At 64.7% G+C, this 15170-nt stretch carries 14 protein-coding genes; 7 read left to right on the top strand and 7 right to left on the bottom strand.

Going from position 1 to position 15170, the window contains the following annotated elements; all coding sequences use genetic code 11:
• Positions 1 to 44: 44 nt before the first annotated feature.
• Positions 45 to 1340: a hemolysin family protein gene (locus XH96_RS03780; protein ID WP_194391119.1), complete on the top strand. Its 1296-nt coding sequence runs from the start codon at positions 45 to 47 to the stop codon at positions 1338 to 1340.
• 76 nt (positions 1341 to 1416) lie between these two features.
• Here XH96_RS03780 and XH96_RS03775 read toward each other — a convergent pair whose 3' ends face one another.
• The 3 genes from XH96_RS03775 to XH96_RS03765 all read right to left on the bottom strand — a co-directional run bounded on the left by XH96_RS03775 (position 1417) and on the right by XH96_RS03765 (position 4584).
• A complete protein-coding gene (locus XH96_RS03775) occupies positions 1417 to 1656 on the bottom strand; it encodes a PilZ domain-containing protein (protein WP_194391118.1) in 240 nt (79 codons plus the stop codon).
• Between the two features lie 133 nt (positions 1657 to 1789).
• The gene (locus tag XH96_RS03770) at positions 1790 to 3487 is read right to left on the bottom strand and encodes an FMN-binding glutamate synthase family protein (protein WP_194391117.1); all 1698 of its coding nucleotides are present in this window, start codon (positions 3485 to 3487) and stop codon (positions 1790 to 1792) included.
• Positions 3488 to 3810: 323 nt separating this feature from the next.
• Positions 3811 to 4584, bottom strand: coding sequence for a ferredoxin--NADP reductase (locus tag XH96_RS03765; RefSeq protein WP_194391116.1), 774 nt, complete (start codon positions 4582 to 4584; stop codon positions 3811 to 3813).
• A 374-nt stretch (positions 4585 to 4958) separates the two neighbouring features.
• Between XH96_RS03765 and XH96_RS03760 the strand changes: the two genes are divergently transcribed.
• Complete coding sequence (locus XH96_RS03760) at positions 4959 to 5753, top strand: RimK family alpha-L-glutamate ligase (RefSeq protein WP_194391115.1); 795 nt, start codon at positions 4959 to 4961, stop codon at positions 5751 to 5753.
• A 244-nt stretch (positions 5754 to 5997) separates the two neighbouring features.
• Here the strand turns inward: XH96_RS03760 and XH96_RS03755 are convergent, their stop codons facing one another.
• Positions 5998 to 6939 carry an amino acid ABC transporter substrate-binding protein gene (locus XH96_RS03755; RefSeq protein WP_194391114.1) on the bottom strand — a complete coding sequence of 314 codons (942 nt, stop codon included), beginning with the start codon at positions 6937 to 6939 and terminating at the stop codon, positions 5998 to 6000.
• Between the two features lie 9 nt (positions 6940 to 6948).
• Complete coding sequence (locus tag XH96_RS03750; RefSeq protein ID WP_194391113.1) at positions 6949 to 8247, bottom strand: dicarboxylate/amino acid:cation symporter; 1299 nt, start codon at positions 8245 to 8247, stop codon at positions 6949 to 6951.
• Between the two features lie 212 nt (positions 8248 to 8459).
• On the opposite strand from XH96_RS03750, the gene XH96_RS03745 reads away from it, so the two are divergent.
• The 5 genes from XH96_RS03745 to XH96_RS03725 all read left to right on the top strand — a co-directional run bounded on the left by XH96_RS03745 (position 8460) and on the right by XH96_RS03725 (position 13716).
• Positions 8460 to 9461 carry an NADP-dependent oxidoreductase gene (locus XH96_RS03745; RefSeq protein WP_194391112.1) on the top strand — a complete coding sequence of 334 codons (1002 nt, stop codon included), beginning with the start codon at positions 8460 to 8462 and terminating at the stop codon, positions 9459 to 9461.
• Positions 9462 to 9606: 145 nt separating this feature from the next.
• Positions 9607 to 10446 carry a cysteine rich repeat-containing protein gene (locus tag XH96_RS03740; RefSeq protein WP_194391111.1) on the top strand — a complete coding sequence of 280 codons (840 nt, stop codon included), beginning with the start codon at positions 9607 to 9609 and terminating at the stop codon, positions 10444 to 10446.
• A gap of 112 nt (positions 10447 to 10558) precedes the next feature.
• Positions 10559 to 10774 carry a hypothetical protein gene (locus XH96_RS03735; protein WP_131872512.1) on the top strand — a complete coding sequence of 72 codons (216 nt, stop codon included), beginning with the start codon at positions 10559 to 10561 and terminating at the stop codon, positions 10772 to 10774.
• 189 nt (positions 10775 to 10963) lie between these two features.
• Complete coding sequence (locus tag XH96_RS03730) at positions 10964 to 12106, top strand: FAD-dependent monooxygenase (protein WP_194391110.1); 1143 nt, start codon at positions 10964 to 10966, stop codon at positions 12104 to 12106.
• The gene (locus tag XH96_RS03725) at positions 12103 to 13716 is read left to right on the top strand and encodes a benzoate-CoA ligase family protein (protein ID WP_194391109.1); all 1614 of its coding nucleotides are present in this window, start codon (positions 12103 to 12105) and stop codon (positions 13714 to 13716) included. Before XH96_RS03730 ends, XH96_RS03725 begins: the two co-directional genes overlap by 4 nt.
• Positions 13717 to 13893: 177 nt before the next feature.
• Here XH96_RS03725 and XH96_RS03720 read toward each other — a convergent pair whose 3' ends face one another.
• Complete coding sequence (locus tag XH96_RS03720; protein WP_194391108.1) at positions 13894 to 14406, bottom strand: MarR family winged helix-turn-helix transcriptional regulator; 513 nt, start codon at positions 14404 to 14406, stop codon at positions 13894 to 13896.
• Positions 14396 to 15028, bottom strand: coding sequence for a maleylacetoacetate isomerase (gene maiA / locus XH96_RS03715; RefSeq protein ID WP_194391107.1), 633 nt, complete (start codon positions 15026 to 15028; stop codon positions 14396 to 14398). Before maiA ends, XH96_RS03720 begins: the two co-directional genes overlap by 11 nt.
• Positions 15029 to 15170: the final 142 nt, after the last annotated feature.

Here is a 15170-nt window from a genome sequence, read left to right as displayed (position 1 = left end):
TTGCGCTGTCATCTGCGCCACACTTGCTTACCTCCGGAAGGTCAATGCTCTCGCTCGAACTCGTCATCGTCGTCATCCTGATCGTCATCAACGGCCTGCTCTCCATGTCCGAGCTGGCCGTGGTCTCGTCGCGTCCGGCGCGGCTGTCGCTGCTCGCGGCCAAGGGCGTGCGCGGCGCCGAGCGGGCGCTGACGCTGGCCGCCGATCCCGGCAAGTTCCTGTCGACGGTGCAGATCGGCATCACGCTGGTCGGCGTGCTCTCCGGCGCGTTCTCGGGCGCGACGCTGGGGCAGCGGCTGACGCAATGGCTGCTCGAGCTCGGCCTCTCCAAGGGCATTGCCGACATCGTCGGGGTCGGCATCGTGGTCACGCTCATCACCTACGCCACCCTCATCGTCGGCGAGCTGGTGCCGAAGCAGGTGGCGCTGCGCGATCCCGAAAGCATCGCGGTCCGCGTCGCGCCCGCGATGCATGTGCTGGCGAAGATTTCGCTGCCGCTCGTCTTCCTGCTCGACGTCTCCGGAAAGCTGATCCTCACGCTGCTCGGCCGCGGCGGCAGAACCGAGGAAAAGGTCTCGGAGGACGAGATCCATCACCTCGTCCGCGAGGCCGAGAGCGCGGGCGTGCTCGAGCCGGGCGAGAAGGAGATGATCGCCGGCGTGATGCGGCTCGGCGATCGCCCTGTCGGCGCCGTCATGACCCCGCGCACGGAGGTCGACGAGATCGACCTGAACGACGATCCGGCCGCCATCAGGGAGATCATCGCCAAGAGCCCGCATTCGCGCTTTCCGGTCTGCGACGGCGACCGCGACAAGCCGATCGGCGTGCTCCAGGCCAAGGACCTGCTGGTGGCCTATATGGATGAACGCACGCCGGACCTGCGCGCGCTCGTACGCGAGGCGCCGGGCATTCCGGCGTCGGCCGATGCGCGCGACGTGCTGACCATCCTGAAAGCTGCTCCGGTCCACGTCGGCTTCGTCTACGACGAATACGGTGCCTTCGAAGGCATGGTGACCGCCACCGACATCCTCGAGTCGATCGTCGGAGCCTTCCATTCCGAGGCGGGACCGCCGGAGCCGGCCTTTGTCAGGCGCGCCGACGACTCGCTCCTGATCTCCGGCTGGATGCCAGTCGACGAATTCGGCGAGCTGCTCGGCGTCGAACTGCCGCCGCACCGCTACAACACGGTGGCGGGCCTGGTGCTGCAACAGTTCAACGCGCTCCCCAGCGCAGGCGATGCCTTCGATTTCCGCGGCTGGCACATCGAGGTGGTCGATCTCGACGGGCGCAGGATCGACAAGATCCTGGCGAGCCGGTTGAGTGAGGTCGAGACGGGGTGAATTGAGCGACAGCAAGCCGCAAAGTCAGCTGTCGTCCCGGACAAGCGCGCCTCAAGCGCGTGTCACACAGCGAGCGTCACCCGAACCTCACCCCGATCCGCTTTTCCTTGCGCCAGACCACAGTGCAGGACAGATGCGTTCCGTCGGCCTGCACGAACAGAGTGAAGTGCTGGGGGATGCCGACGGGGCTGGTGACGTCGAGTGCGGCGCCGGTATCGGAGAGATTGCGAACGGTGCAGTCGATCGCGCCGCCGCCGAACTCGATGGTTCCGGCCTTCAGCACGCGGTGCCTCGATTTACTGCGTCGCTCGTCCATGGGCGCAATTTACACCCAAAGCTGAACCAAACGTTAAGCCCCAAAGCATGATGCGGAAAGTGCGCAGCGGCTTTCCGAAAAGACCATGCCCGAACAACAACCCAAAGCGCGATGAAATTACGCGACGGGAATCCTACGGCGCGGGCTGGAACGTCTCGGCGCGCGCCATGCGCCAGGCGTCGCGGAAGCGCGGGTCTTCCGTACCTTCGAGCAGCTCGCCCGGGCGCAGTGCCGGATAGAGCTGCGCGAAGGATTGCACCTGGGTTGTCGACGTCCGCTGGCTGAAGTGAATCGGGCGCAGCTGCTGCGGATGTTCGAGGCCGGCGGCGGCAATGAGCTCGGTCAGCGAGTGCAACGTCGCATGATGGTAATTGTGTACGCGGTCGATCTTGAGCGGCACGTAGAGCGCGCGCGCCCGCGTCGGGTCCTGCGTCGCGACACCGGTCGGGCAGCGGTCGGTATGGCAGCTCAGCGACTGGATGCAGCCGAGCGAGAACATGAAGCCGCGCGCCGAATTGCACCAGTCGGCGCCGATCGCCATGGCGCGCGCCATGTCGAAGGCGGTTGCGATCTTGCCGGAGGCGCCGATCTTGATGCGATCGCGCGCGTTGATGCCGATCAACGCATTGTGGACGAAGTTGACGCCCTCGCGCATCGGCATGCCCAGATGATCCATGAACTCCAGCGGTGCGGCGCCGGTGCCGCCCTCATTGCCATCGACGACGATGAAATCGGGATAGATGCCGGTCTCGATCATCGCCTTGCAGATCGCCAGAAACTCCCAGGGATGGCCGATGCACAGCTTGAAGCCGGCCGGCTTGCCGCCGGAGAGGCGGCGCATCTCGGCGATGAACTGCATCATGCCGACGGGTGTGGAGAAGACCCGGTGCGAAGCCGGCGAGATGCAGTCCTCGCCCATGGCGACGCCACGGATCTTCGAAATTTCTTCCGAGACTTTTGCCGCCGGCAGCACGCCGCCATGGCCGGGCTTGGCGCCCTGGCTGATCTTGAGCTCGACCATCTTGATCTGGTCTTCGCTGGCGACACGCGCGAACGCCTCGGGATCGAAGGTGCCGTCGAGACGACGGCAGCCGAAATAGCCGGAGCCGATCTCCCAGATGATGTCGCCGCCCATTTCGCGGTGATAGGGACTGACGCCGCCCTCGCCGGTGTCGTGCGCGAAGCCGCCCTTCCTGGCGCCGGCATTCAGCGCCCGCACGGCGTTCGGACTGAGCGCGCCAAAGCTCATCGCCGAAATGTTGAACACCGAGGCCGAATAAGGCTTGGTGCAATCGGGGCCTCCGATGCTGATGCGGAATTTCTCCGCGGCATGCGTCTTCGGCGCGACCGAGTGATGCATCCACTCGTAGCCGTCGCGGTAGACGTCCTCCTGGGTGCCGAAGGGACGCTTGTCGAGCTCCATCTTGGCGCGCTGATAGACCACCGCGCGGGTGTCGCGCGAGAACGGCATGCCGTCCTTCTCGCTCTCGAAGAAATACTGCCGCATCTCCGGCCGGATTTCTTCGAGCAGGAAACGGATATGCGCGGAGATCGGGTAGTTGCGCAGCACCGCGTGGCTCTTCTGCAGGAGATCGCGGACGCCGAGCAGCGTCAACGCGGCGAAGATCAGGATCGGGATCAGCAGGATGTCGAAGATCTTGCCGTCGGCGATGCCGATGCCGATCAGGAGCGCGGTGACCACCGCGCAGATCGTCAGCACGATGAAGCGCGGCGAGAAGGGCAGTAGCAGGGTTTCCATGATCCCCTCTTCCGCGAGCGGCAGGCGTTTGGGGGATTCATGTGTCTTGTCGTCGTCGGCCACGATTCCCATCCTCTTGCCAGCAGAAGGCGGTACGATACGCCCGCGCCTGTCATACGGATATGACGCCGCCCTTGTTTCAAGGCTAGCGAATTCGGCTGGCTCAGATCAATCCGCCGAGAGGATGGGCTTTTGCAGTGCAGCAGAGACGGTCGAATTGAGCAGCCTGCGGCGGCCGCAAACTAGCTGTGTCCCGGGCAAGCGCAAGCGCAGACCCGGGACCCAACAGAAGGCAACAGCATACGATTGCGATATGGTGAGATGGGCCCCGGCTCTGCAGCGCATCACCGAAGAGGTGCTGCGCTGCGTCCGGGGCACGAGAGCGTGGCTCGAGCTTACCGCTCGACGAAGGCCTTCTCGATCACGAAATGGCCAGGCTTGTTGCCGCTTCCCTCGACGAAGTCGCGGCTCTCGAACATCGCCTTCAGCTCTTCCAGCATCGCCGGGCTGCCGCACATCATGATGCGGTCGGTCTCGATATCGAGCGGGCCCTGGCCGATGTCGTTGAAGATCTGCTCGGAGCTGATGAGGTCGGTGATGCGGCCCCGATTCTTGAACGGCTCACGGGTCACGGTCGGATAATAGACGAGCTTGTCCGCGAGCAGCTCGCCGAACAGCTCATCCTCGCGCAAGGTCGCGACGAGCTTCTCGCCATAGGCGAGCTCGGAAACCTGGCGGCAGCCATGCACCAGCACGATCGACTCGAACTGGTCATAGACCTCGGGATCCTTGATCAGGCTCGCAAAGGGCGCGAGGCCCGTGCCGGTCGAGAGCAGCATCAGCCGCTTGCCGGGAAGCAGGTTGTCGGTAATCAGCGTGCCGGTCGCCTTGCGGCCGACCAGAATGGTGTCGCCTTCCTTGATCTTCTGGAGGCGCGAGGTGAGCGGGCCGTCCTGAACCTTGATCGAGAAGAACTCGAGCTCTTCCTCGTGATTGGCGCTCGCCATGCTGTAGGCGCGCAGCAGCGGACGGCCGTCGACCTCGAGGCCGATCATCGCGAACTGGCCGTTCTGGAAGCGGAAGCCGGTATCGCGGGTGGCGCGGAAGCTGAACAGCGTGTCGGTCCAGTGGTGGACGGAAAGAACCTTCTCTCGGTAAAACGCGCTCATGATTTTCGATATTCCGAATAACTGCGGTTTTAGGGCAAAAGCGCTGCCCGGCCCCTGACGCGGGGCGGGCACCATCTGCCATGGCGGAGGATTTCGCGTGTGTGATCTACGCCATTGAGACCAATAATCAACCTCGTTTCGGATGCAATTGATGCCGATCAAACCGGCATTTGCGGCAGAACTGGTCACATCATTGATGAATCTGCTGCCGGGCGCATGAGGCGGGCAATTTCTTTTCCCTGCGGGGCGCGATGGCAGCACTTAATTTCCGTCGCGCTCGCGAGAATTTCATTAAGAATAGCTCTGATTTTCATCCCTATTGGCGCCGATTCCCGCATTTTTGCGGCTTTTGGCGACAGGAACGACGAAAGACCATGGCAGGCGGCGAGCGAATCTTCGTCCAGGCGATCAGGCGCTATTGCGCGGAGCACGACATCGCAGTCGATGTCCGCCCCGGCGGCTGGCTGATCGCGATGCGCCGGGACGAAAGGCGACACTTCGCCTTCGGCTACGACATCGGCCTCAACAGCGCCATCGCCCACCGCCTCGCCAACGATAAATCGGCTACTGCCGAGGCGCTGGAGATGGCCGGCGTGCCGTGCGTTCCCCATCACCTCTTCCTCAATCCGAAGCTGGGCAGGAACGTGGTCGGCGCGGCCTGGCGTGAGGCGATGCTGGACCTGCTCGCGCAGAATCCGCAAGGCGTGGTGGTCAAGCCGAACGAGGGAACATCGGGGCGCTCGGTGTTCAAGGTGACGACGGAAGCCGAACTCGACCACGCCGCCGGCGAAGTCTTTTCGATGAGCGCGGGGCTCGTGATCTCCCCCTATGTCGCGATCGAGGACGAGGTCCGCGTGGTGCTGCTCAATGATGTGCCGCGCGTCGTCTACAGCAAGCAGCGTGGCTCGGATTGGCGGCACAATCTCGACGCCGGCGCCAGGGCGGTGCTGCTGGAGGACGGCGGGCCTCGCGCAGCCTGCGTGAAGCTCGCGATCGCGGCCGCGCGCGCCATCGGCATCGCCTTTGCGTCGATCGACATCGTGCGCGTCGAGGGTGCGTGGCACGTGCTCGAGATCAATTCGGGCGTGATGATGGAGGCGCTGGGCAAGCTGCATCCGGAATTGGTGCAGGCAACCTATCACGCGGCGCTGGACCGGGTGTTTGGGTGAGAGCGGCAAAGAATAGCAGCCGCGACACAGGTGCCCACCCCCCTCGGGGGCCCAGGGCCATCGCATGTGAGTTGTGGGGCACCGACTGTTTCTACAGCGTCATGGCCGGGCTTGTCCCGGCCATCCACGCGTTTCCACGCGGCACAAGAACGTGGATGCCCGGGACAAGCCCGGGCATGGCGCCCCCTGCAAAATGTGCACATGCGATAGCCCTGCCCTCCAGGGGAGGGTAAGAGAGACCGTGCTAATTATTCGCGCCGGCGGTATCGTCCATCGCCTTGAAGGCTTCCTCCAGTTGCAGCGAGATCGGCACGTTCAGGCGCTCGCCTGTGGGCAGCCGCGCGGTGAACCATTTGTTGTAGAGCGGAACAAGGTCGCGGTTGGAGCCGAGCTTGCGAAAGGCGCGCTCGACCACGGCGGAGAGCTGCGGCTCGCCCTTCCTGAACATGATGCCGTAGGGATCGTAGGACAAATAGTCGCCGGTGACGCGGAACTTGTCCTGCGCCTTGTGGCGCGCGATCAGGCCGAACAGCAGGATGTCGTCGGTCGCGAACGCATCGGCCTTGCCGTCGGCGAGCATCTGGTAGGATTGCTCGTGGTCGGCGCCGACGGCGATGTTCAGCCCCAATCCGAACTTCTTGTCAGCGGCCTGGATCGCCTGCTCGTTGGTGGTGCCTTTCGTCACCACGATGGTCTTGCCCTTCAGATCGGTTAGCGCCTGCACGCCCGAGGCCTTCGGCACCATCAGCTTGGTACCGGCGACGAACATCAGCGGCGAGAACGCGACGCGCCTGCCGCGCTCGGCATTGGCCGTGGTCGAGCCGCATTCGAGATCGATCTTGTTCTGAACCACCGCATCGATGCGGTCGTCCGAAGTGACCTTGACGTAGTCGATCTTGAGGTTGGGATCGTCGACCTCGACGCCGATCTCCTCAACGATGGCCTCGCAGAGCTCCAGGCTGTAGCCGATCGGGCGGCCCGACTGGTCGAGGAAGGAGAACGGCGGCGAGCTCTCGCGATAGCCGAGCCGCACGGTGTGCGCCGTCTTGACGGCCGACAGCGTCGGGCTGAGCCCTTCGCTGGCGGTCTGCGCGAGTGCCGATGCCGCGAACAAGGAGGTCGCGAGCAACGATGCGGCGAACAAGAGGACGCCCGTAGTCAGCGGCCTCGCCAATATCCGGCCCATGTCCCGCTCCTATCCATGGCCGGCCATCGCGGGCACCTCGCCCGGGACCATGTCGTCGGGCACGACATCGCCGGGGCCAAGCTCGTGCTCGGGGCCCAGCTCGCCCTCCCACTTGGCCACGACCGAGGTGGCGAGCGTATTGCCGATCACGTTGGTGGCGCTGCGACCCATGTCGAGGAAGGTGTCGATGCCCATGATCATCAAGAGGCCCGCCTCGGGGATGTTGAACTGCGCCAGCGTCGAGGCGATCACGACGAGGGAGGCGCGCGGCACGCCGGCGACGCCCTTCGAGGTGATCATCAGCGTCGCCAGCATCGCGAGCTGGGTGCCGAGCGGCATGTCGATGTGATAGCTCTGCGCGATGAAGACGCTGGCGAAGGTGCAGTACATCATCGTGCCGTCGAGATTGAAGGAATAGCCGAGCGGCAGCACGAAGCTCGAGATCCGCGACGAGGCGCCGAAGCGATTGAGTCCCTCCAGCGTCTTCGGATAGGCCGCCTCCGAGCTCGCGGTCGAGAACGCGATCATCAGGGGCTCGCGGATCAGCTTCAGCAGATGGCCGTAGCGCGGCCCGATCACGACGAAGCCGACGACGACCAGGATGGCCCACAGGATCATCAGCGAGAGATAGAAGCCGCCCATGAAGACGACGAGCTTCCACAGCACCAGGAGGCCGTTCTTGGCCACCGTCGCGGTGATCGCGGCCCACACTGCGAGCGGCGCGAAGAGCATCACATAGCTCGTCACCTTCAGCATGATGTGGCCGATGTCGTCGATCAACGCCAGGATCGGCTTGGAGCGCTCGGGCATTGCGCCCATCGCCACCGAGAAGAACACGGCGAAGATCACGATCTGGAGAATCTCGTTCTGCGCCATCGCGTCCGCGATCGAAGTCGGGATCAGATGGGTCAGGAATTTTTCGATCGAGAAGGCCGAGACCGGCAGGCCGGTCGATTGGCTCGCCGCGGGCAGCGTGCCGGGGAAATTCGCGCCGGGCTGCAGCAGATTGACCATGATCAGGCCGAGCAGCAGCGAGACGAAGGAGGCGCTGACGAACCAGCCCATGGTCTTGGCGAAGATGCGGCCGAGCTTGGAGCCCGAGCCCATATGGGCGATGCCGCCGACCAGGGTCGCGAACACCAAGGGCGCGATGATCATCTTGATCAGGCGCAGGAACATCATGGCGATCAGATTGATGGAGGACGCCCAGTCGGCGCGCGTGTCGGGCAGGAAATTGTAGATCGCCGAGCCCATGACGATGCCGAGCACCATCGCCGCCAGAATGTATTGCGTGAACCTGTTGGACATCGCTTACCCCCACATACACCGGCGCTTCATGATGTCGCAGATACGGCGACGACGCAACACGCTTTGCGTGTGGTCGATTTTTCAGGATGTTCCCGTTGTGAAATGGAACGCAGCGATCTAGCCTTCATGCAACGCACGACACATGCGGTCTGCACGTTTTGTTTGCGGCGGCTGCATCAATAATCGTCAACACAATCAAAGAGGGAAACGCCATGAGCGGCAACATCAATCGCCAGATTCTTTTGGTGGAGAAGCCCAGCGGCAAGCTCGGCCCCGAACATTTCAAGATGGGGGAGAGCGCAATGCCGGAGCCGAAGGACGGCGAGGCGTTGCTGCGCGTGCGCTACATCTCGCTCGATGCCGCCAACCGCGCCTGGATGCACGGCGCGACCTACCGTTCCGCGGTCGAAGCCAACAGCGTGATGGCCGGTGGCGCCATCGCCGAGGTCGTCAGCTCGAAGGCACCGGAGCTTGCGCCCGGCGACATCGTGTTCGGCGACACCGGCTGGCAGGAATTTGCCGCGGTGCCGGCCAAGCATCTCACCAAGATGCCCAAGCTCGAGCCGATGACGCACCTGCTCAGCGTGTTCGGCATCGCCGGCCTCACCGCCTATTTCGGCCTGCTGGAGATCGGCAAGCCCAGGGAGGGCGAGACGGTCGTGGTCTCTGCGGCTGCGGGCTCGGTCGGCTCGATCGTCGGACAGATCGCGAAGATCAAGGGATGTCGCGTCATCGGCATCGCCGGCGGCGCTGACAAGTGCAGGTGGCTGACCTCCGAGCTCGGCTTCGATGCCGCGGTGGACTACAAGGACGGCGCGGTGTTCAAGGCGCTGCGCGCAGCGGCGCCGAAAGGCATCGACGTCTATTTCGACAATGTCGGCGGCGACATCCTCGAAGCCTGCCTGCCGCAGATGAACAATTACGGCCGCATCGCCTGCTGCGGCGCGATCTCGCAGTATGACGGCGCTCCTGCCGCGCACGGCCCGCGCGGCGTGCCCGGGCTGATCGTGGTGAAGCGGCTCGTCATGCAGGGCTTCATCGTGATGGACTACATGAAGGAAAGCCAGCGTGCGCTCGCCGACCTCCAGACCTGGGTCAAGTCCGGCAAGCTGAGGGTGCAGGAGGACATTGTCGACGGCTTCGAGAACACACCGAAGGCGCTGATCGGGCTGCTCGCGGGCGAGAACCGCGGCAAGCGCATGGTCAGGCTCTGAGACCCGGTCGGCGCTGGCATAATTGACTTGCGAGTGAGGTCAAAGCGGCGAATGATGCTGCCTTGCGAGGCGTCACTCGCGACAATTGCGATTGCATCACATTTCAAGAATCGTCGGCTTACCCGACGGGCAGGAAATCATTCAGATGTTCAACACGTTGAAGCATGCATCGCGGCGCAAGGCGCTGCTGGCGGCGGCACTCTTTGCAACCGCGACATCGGCAGCCGCGCAAGCGCCGACCGAGGCCCAGAAGAGCGCCATCCGCTCCGCATGCCGCTCGGATTTCATGGCGCACTGCGCGAGCGTGACGCCCGGCGGCACGGAAGCGTATCAATGCCTGGCGAAAAACATGTCCAGCCTGTCATCGGGATGCCAGACCGCGGTTCGCGCCGTCGAACCCGCTGCGGCTCCGAAGACCGAAGCCGCGCCCGCTGCGCCGAAGGCCGAGGCTGCGCCCAAGGAAGCCGCACCCAAGGTGGATTCGGCGCCGCCTGCTGCGTCCAAGGCTGAGCCCGCGCCCGCAGCGCAGCCCGCCGCTGCACCGACGCCGAAGGCCGCTGCCGCCAAGCAGCCGAGCAGCGCGCAGGTCGCGGCCGTCAAGAGCGCGTGCCGCGCCGACTATCCCAAGGTCTGCGCCAGCGTGACGCCGGGCGGCGCGGCGGCGCTCGAATGCCTGGAGAAGAACAAGGCCAAGGTCTCGCCGGCCTGCGAGAAGGCCGTGAGCGCCGCAGCCGGCGGCGGCGCAACGGCAGCACCGGCGGCAGCTGCAGCGCCGGCAGCGGCCGCGCCTGCCGTCATCGTCTTGCGCCCCCTGCTGCCGCGAGAGGAGCTGTTCATCGTGAGGTCGGCCTGCGGCGCCGACATCCGCACGCTCTGCGCCGGTGTCGCGCCCGGCGGCGGCCGCATCATACAATGCATTTCCAACAGGGCCGCCTCGCTGTCGCCCGCGTGCAAGGACGTGCTCGCCCCGTTCGCGGCACGATGAGGCGGCGCGTCGCGGCAATGATGGTCGGCGTGCGAAAATGAACCGCCGCACGCCTGCAACGACAAGCCTTTTGCAAGTAGCATTTCGATAACGACAAGATCGGGAGGACGACATGCGTTCGTTGCTGCTCGTTGGTTCTGCTCTCTTCGCCTTCGCCGCAACCATGACGTTCGAGGCCACCGATGCCAATGCGGTGGTATGCGCCCGCGGCGTCTATCGCGCCGGCTGCGCCGGTCCGAACGCGGCCGTGGTCGTCCGCAAGCCCGTGCCCGCGGTCCGTTGCACCAGGGTGCTGGTGAACGGGGTCTATGTGAAGCGCTGCGTCTGACACCCCCGGTGGCCAATTCGCCCCGGTTTGGCTATGGTTCGGACCTGAGGTTTCGGACACCGGCGAAAGGGGTGTTCGAAGGCGTGCTTTGGCTTGCCGGCCTTGCCGATAATTCCGCTGGCGCCGGGCGCCGGAGCACATTAGTCTACCCCTAGATAGTAAGTATACTGTCAATTAGGGAGGCAGACGTTGCGGATCGCCGTGATTGGCGGGGGGCCCGGTGGGCTCTACTTCGCCTATCTTTGGAAGAAGCGTCATCCCGAGGATCAGGTCGACCTGTTCGAACAGAACCCGGCCGACGCGACCTGGGGCTTTGGCGTCGTGTTCTCCGACCAGGCGCTGGAATTCCTGCGGGCCGACGACCCCGAGACGGTCGATGCGATCGCCCCGCATATGGAGAGCTGGGAGAACATCACGCTGAACCTGCATGGCGACAGCGTCGCCATCGACGGGGTCGGCTTCTCCTCGATCGGGCGCCTCGAGCTGCTCAGGTTCCTGCAGCAGCGTGCGCTCGATGTCGGCGCCACGCCGCGCTTCGACACGCAGATCCAGGCAATCGACCAGCTCAACGGCCACGATCTGATCGTCGCCGCCGACGGGCTGAACTCGCTGGTGCGCCGCGCCTTCGAAGGCGACTTCGGCACCTCACTGTCCTACTCCTCCAACAAGTTCGTCTGGTACGGCACCTCGAAGCGCTTCGACACGCTGTCGCAGACCTTCGTGAAGACCGACCGCGGCGCCTTCAACGCCCATCACTACCGCTATTCACCGGGCATGAGCACGTTCCTGGTCGAATGCGATCACGCAACCTGGCAGGCCTACGGCTTCGCCTACAAGGACGTCGAGCAGTCCAAGGGTGTCTGCGAGGAGGTCTTCGCCGACACGCTTGGCGGCCACTGCCTCGTCTCGAACAAATCGGTCTGGCGCAACTTCCCCTGGGTCTGGAACGAGCACTGGTCGTTCAAGAACATGGTGCTGCTCGGCGACGCGCTGCATTCCGCACATTTCTCGATCGGCTCGGGCACGCGGCTCGCGATCGAGGACGCGATCGCGCTGGTCAAGGCGCTGGAGTCGGATGCGCATCTTGCGACCGCGCTGCATCGCTATCAGGCCGCGCGCAAGCCCATCGTGCAGAAGCTCGTCGATGCCGCGCGCACGAGCGCGTTCTGGTACGAGCACTTCGCCGAGCACATGAAGCTTCCCCTGATGGACTTCGCCTACAGCTATATCACCCGCTCCGGCCGCATCGACGATTCGCGGCTGCGCGCGATGTCGCCGGCCTTCATGGCGCGCTACGAGGCGGCCAAGAACGGCGGCGGAGATGCCGCATGAGCAACGAAATCCGCGACCAGGTGCCCGCCGACGGCCCGGGCGCACGCGAAATCGGCTTTGCCGTTCCTGAAACTTACAATGCCAGCCGCGTGCTGTTCGACAATCTCGGCAAGGGCCGCGGCGACAAGATCGCACTCATGGGCCCGGCGGGCACGCGGACCTATGCCGAGCTCTGCGGCGAAGCCTGCCGCTGGGGCAACGGATTCGCCTCGCTCGGCCTCGAGCGCGGCGATCGCGTGCTCCTGTTCCTCGACGACACGCCGGCCTACCCGGCCGCCTTCTTCGGCGCGGTGCGGGCCGGCTTCGTGCCGCTCCTGATCAACACGTTGACGCCGCCGGACCTCCTGCAATTCTATCTCGCCGATTCCGGCGCGGCCGTCGCGGTCGCGGATGCCGAGTTCGCGGCGCGCTTCAACGCGGAGGCGTGCAAGGATACGACGCTCCATACGCTGATCGTCGTCAATGGGACAGCGGGCGAGCATGCCGCGCCTGCGGCGCTCGCGGCGGCAGACTGGCTCGCGCAATTCCCGGCTGATCTCGCCGAAGCCGACACGCGTCGCAACGAGATGGCGTTCTGGATGTACTCCTCCGGCTCGACCGGACGGCCCAAGGGCATCGTGCATCTGCAGCACGACATGGCCTACAGCGATGCCGCCTTTGCGCGGAACGTGCTGAAGCTGACGCCTGACGACATCTGCTTCTCGGTGCCGAAGATCTTCTTTGCCTACGGCTTCGGCAACTCCGTCACCTTCCCGTTCTCTGCCGGCGCCGCGACGCTGCTGCTGCCGGGCCAGCCGAAGCCTGCGTCGATCTTCGCCGCGATCGAGCGATACAAGCCGACGCTCTTCTTCGGGCTGCCGACGCTTTATACATCGCTGACAAAAGCCGAAGGCGCGGACAAGACGGACTTCTCGTCGCTGCGCATGGCGCTCTCCGCCGCCGAGGTGCTATCGGCGGAGGTCTTCAACGGCTGGAAGACGCTCACGGGGCTCGAAATCGTCGAAGGCCTCGGCTCGACCGAGGTGCTGCACATCTATCTCTCCAACAGGCCCGAGCAGAAAAAGCTCGGCGCCGCCGGCCTGCGCGTGCCCGGCTACGAGGTCGCGCTGCGCGACAAGGACGGAAACGACGTCGGTGACGGCGAGGAAGGCATCCTGTGGGTGCGCGGCGATTCCAACACGCCGCTGTACTGGAACCGGCCGGACAAGTCCGCGGAAACGATTCGCGACGGCGGCTGGATCTACACCGGCGACCGCTTCATCCGCGATGCCGACGGCTTCCACTTCTTCCGCGGCCGCGCCGACGATCTCATCAAGATCTCAGGCCAGTGGGTCTATCCGCTCGAAGTCGAGCTGTGTCTGGCCGACCACCCCGACATCCGCGAATGCGCGGTGTTCGCCGCCGAATTGCCGGACCGGCGCATGACGCTGAAGGCAGTCGTGGTGATGAACAACCGCGCCGCCGACCGGGGCGAAGCGACGCGTAGGCTGCAGGACTACGTCAAGGGCAAGCTCTTGCCGTACAAATATCCGCGCGAGGTGATCTTCATCGACGAGCTGCCGAAGACGGGCACGGGCAAGATCGACCGGCAGGCGTTGCTGCGGATGTGAGGCGATAGCCTCACCAATTTCTCAGTGTCATCGCCCGCGAAGGCAGGCGATCCAGTATTCCAGAGGCGGCTGTGATGAGCCGAGAAGCCGCAGCGTACTGGATCCCCGCTTTCGCGGGGAATGACAGCGGAGATGGAGGTGGCAGCACGGCCACATCAACAGCCGCGAATCATCCCCTCACCCAGCCTTCCCCAGATGCTCCAGTGCATCCTCCGCCCGCAGCGGCACGCGCGAGGCCTCGTTGTTGAGATCGACGAGCTGCACCAACAGCCCCATCAGCGTCTTGCGGTCGGCGGGCTTCAGCGGTTCAAGCATCCGCGCCTGGGCGCGTTCGACGGCGGGGATGATGTCGCGCAGGATCGCGGCGCCTGATTTTGTCAGGTGGAGCAGCTTGATCCGCCTGTCTTCCGGGGCCGGCTTGCGCTCGATATAGCCCTTGGCCTGGAGCCGCTCGATCACGCTGCCGAGCGTGGAGCGGTCGAAGGCGATCACCGCCGACAGCCGCGTTGCGTCGATGCCGGGATGGGTATGGATCGCGACCAGCGCGGCATATTGCACCGGGGTGAGATCGAACGCCTTGCACTCCTCCATGAAGATCGAGACCGCGATCTGCTGCATGCGCCGGAACAGATAGCCCGGCGCGGCATAGACCGCGTCCATGGTGATCGGAGCGGCAGGCTTACTCGGCATCGGGCTGCTTCTCCGGTGCGGCATCGGCGAAGGCGGGCAGCGCCTTGGCGGCGGCCTCGGCCTCGAGCAGGCGCGGATAGGCGGAGACATCGACGCCGAAGCGGCGGGCATTGGTAAGCTGCGGCACGAGGCACAGATCGGCCAGTGTCGGCGCATCGCCGAAGCAGAACGGCCCCTTCTCATCTCGGATCAGGGTCTCGCAGGCCGACAGGCCCTCGCGATTGACCCACGCCGCCCAGTCCTGCACCTTCTCCTCGGGCAGGGCGAGCTCGCGCAGCCGCGCCAGCACCTTCAAATTCTGCACCGGATGGGTGTCGCAGGCGATCGCCAGCGCGAACGCCCTCACCTTGGCGCGGCGCAGCGGATCCTTTGGCAGCAGCGGCGGATTGGGGTGGGTCTCGTCAAGCCATTCGATGATCGCCACCGATTGCGTCAGCACGGTGCCGCCCTCGCTCTCCAGCGCGGGCACGAGGCCTTGCGGGTTGATGGCCAGATAAGCGGGCGCGCATTGTTCGCCCTTGCGAAGATGATGCGGCAGATGCTCGGCGCCGAGCCCCTTGAGGTTCAGCGCGATCCGCACCCGATAGGCGGCGCTGGAGCGGAAATAGCCGTGCAGCTTCATCGGGACCTCCTTCCCTTGTTTGTCATTCCGGGGCGATGCGTCAGCATCGAACCCGGAATCTCGAGGTTCCGGGTTCACGCTTCGCGTGCCCCGGAACGACAGCCTTACCACCATCCCTTACATTGACGCTACCTAGATCGTC

Source organism: Bradyrhizobium sp. CCBAU 51765 (genome assembly GCF_015291725.1).
Taxonomy (GTDB): domain Bacteria; phylum Pseudomonadota; class Alphaproteobacteria; order Rhizobiales; family Xanthobacteraceae; genus Bradyrhizobium; species Bradyrhizobium liaoningense.
The sequence above is the reverse complement of the archived record's forward strand: the minus strand, read 5'-3'. Positions and strand labels throughout refer to the sequence as shown.

What these genes read in the sequence shown, in the direction of transcription:
- XH96_RS03780 (WP_194391119.1), top strand. Translation starts at nt 45, where the DNA reads ATGCTCTCGCTCGAACTCGTCATCGTCGTCATCCTGATCGTCATCAAC.
- XH96_RS03775 (WP_194391118.1), bottom strand. Translation starts at nt 1,656, where the DNA reads ATGGACGAGCGACGCAGTAAATCGAGGCACCGCGTGCTGAAGGCCGGA.
- XH96_RS03770 (WP_194391117.1), bottom strand. Translation starts at nt 3,487, where the DNA reads ATGGGAATCGTGGCCGACGACGACAAGACACATGAATCCCCCAAACGC.
- XH96_RS03765 (WP_194391116.1), bottom strand. Translation starts at nt 4,584, where the DNA reads ATGAGCGCGTTTTACCGAGAGAAGGTTCTTTCCGTCCACCACTGGACC.
- XH96_RS03760 (WP_194391115.1), top strand. Translation starts at nt 4,959, where the DNA reads ATGGCAGGCGGCGAGCGAATCTTCGTCCAGGCGATCAGGCGCTATTGC.
- XH96_RS03755 (WP_194391114.1), bottom strand. Translation starts at nt 6,939, where the DNA reads ATGGGCCGGATATTGGCGAGGCCGCTGACTACGGGCGTCCTCTTGTTC.
- XH96_RS03750 (WP_194391113.1), bottom strand. Translation starts at nt 8,247, where the DNA reads ATGTCCAACAGGTTCACGCAATACATTCTGGCGGCGATGGTGCTCGGC.
- XH96_RS03745 (WP_194391112.1), top strand. Translation starts at nt 8,460, where the DNA reads ATGAGCGGCAACATCAATCGCCAGATTCTTTTGGTGGAGAAGCCCAGC.
- XH96_RS03740 (WP_194391111.1), top strand. Translation starts at nt 9,607, where the DNA reads ATGTTCAACACGTTGAAGCATGCATCGCGGCGCAAGGCGCTGCTGGCG.
- XH96_RS03735 (WP_131872512.1), top strand. Translation starts at nt 10,559, where the DNA reads ATGCGTTCGTTGCTGCTCGTTGGTTCTGCTCTCTTCGCCTTCGCCGCA.
- XH96_RS03725 (WP_194391109.1), top strand. Translation starts at nt 12,103, where the DNA reads ATGAGCAACGAAATCCGCGACCAGGTGCCCGCCGACGGCCCGGGCGCA.
- XH96_RS03720 (WP_194391108.1), bottom strand. Translation starts at nt 14,406, where the DNA reads ATGCCGAGTAAGCCTGCCGCTCCGATCACCATGGACGCGGTCTATGCC.
- maiA (WP_194391107.1), bottom strand. Translation starts at nt 15,028, where the DNA reads ATGAAGCTGCACGGCTATTTCCGCTCCAGCGCCGCCTATCGGGTGCGG.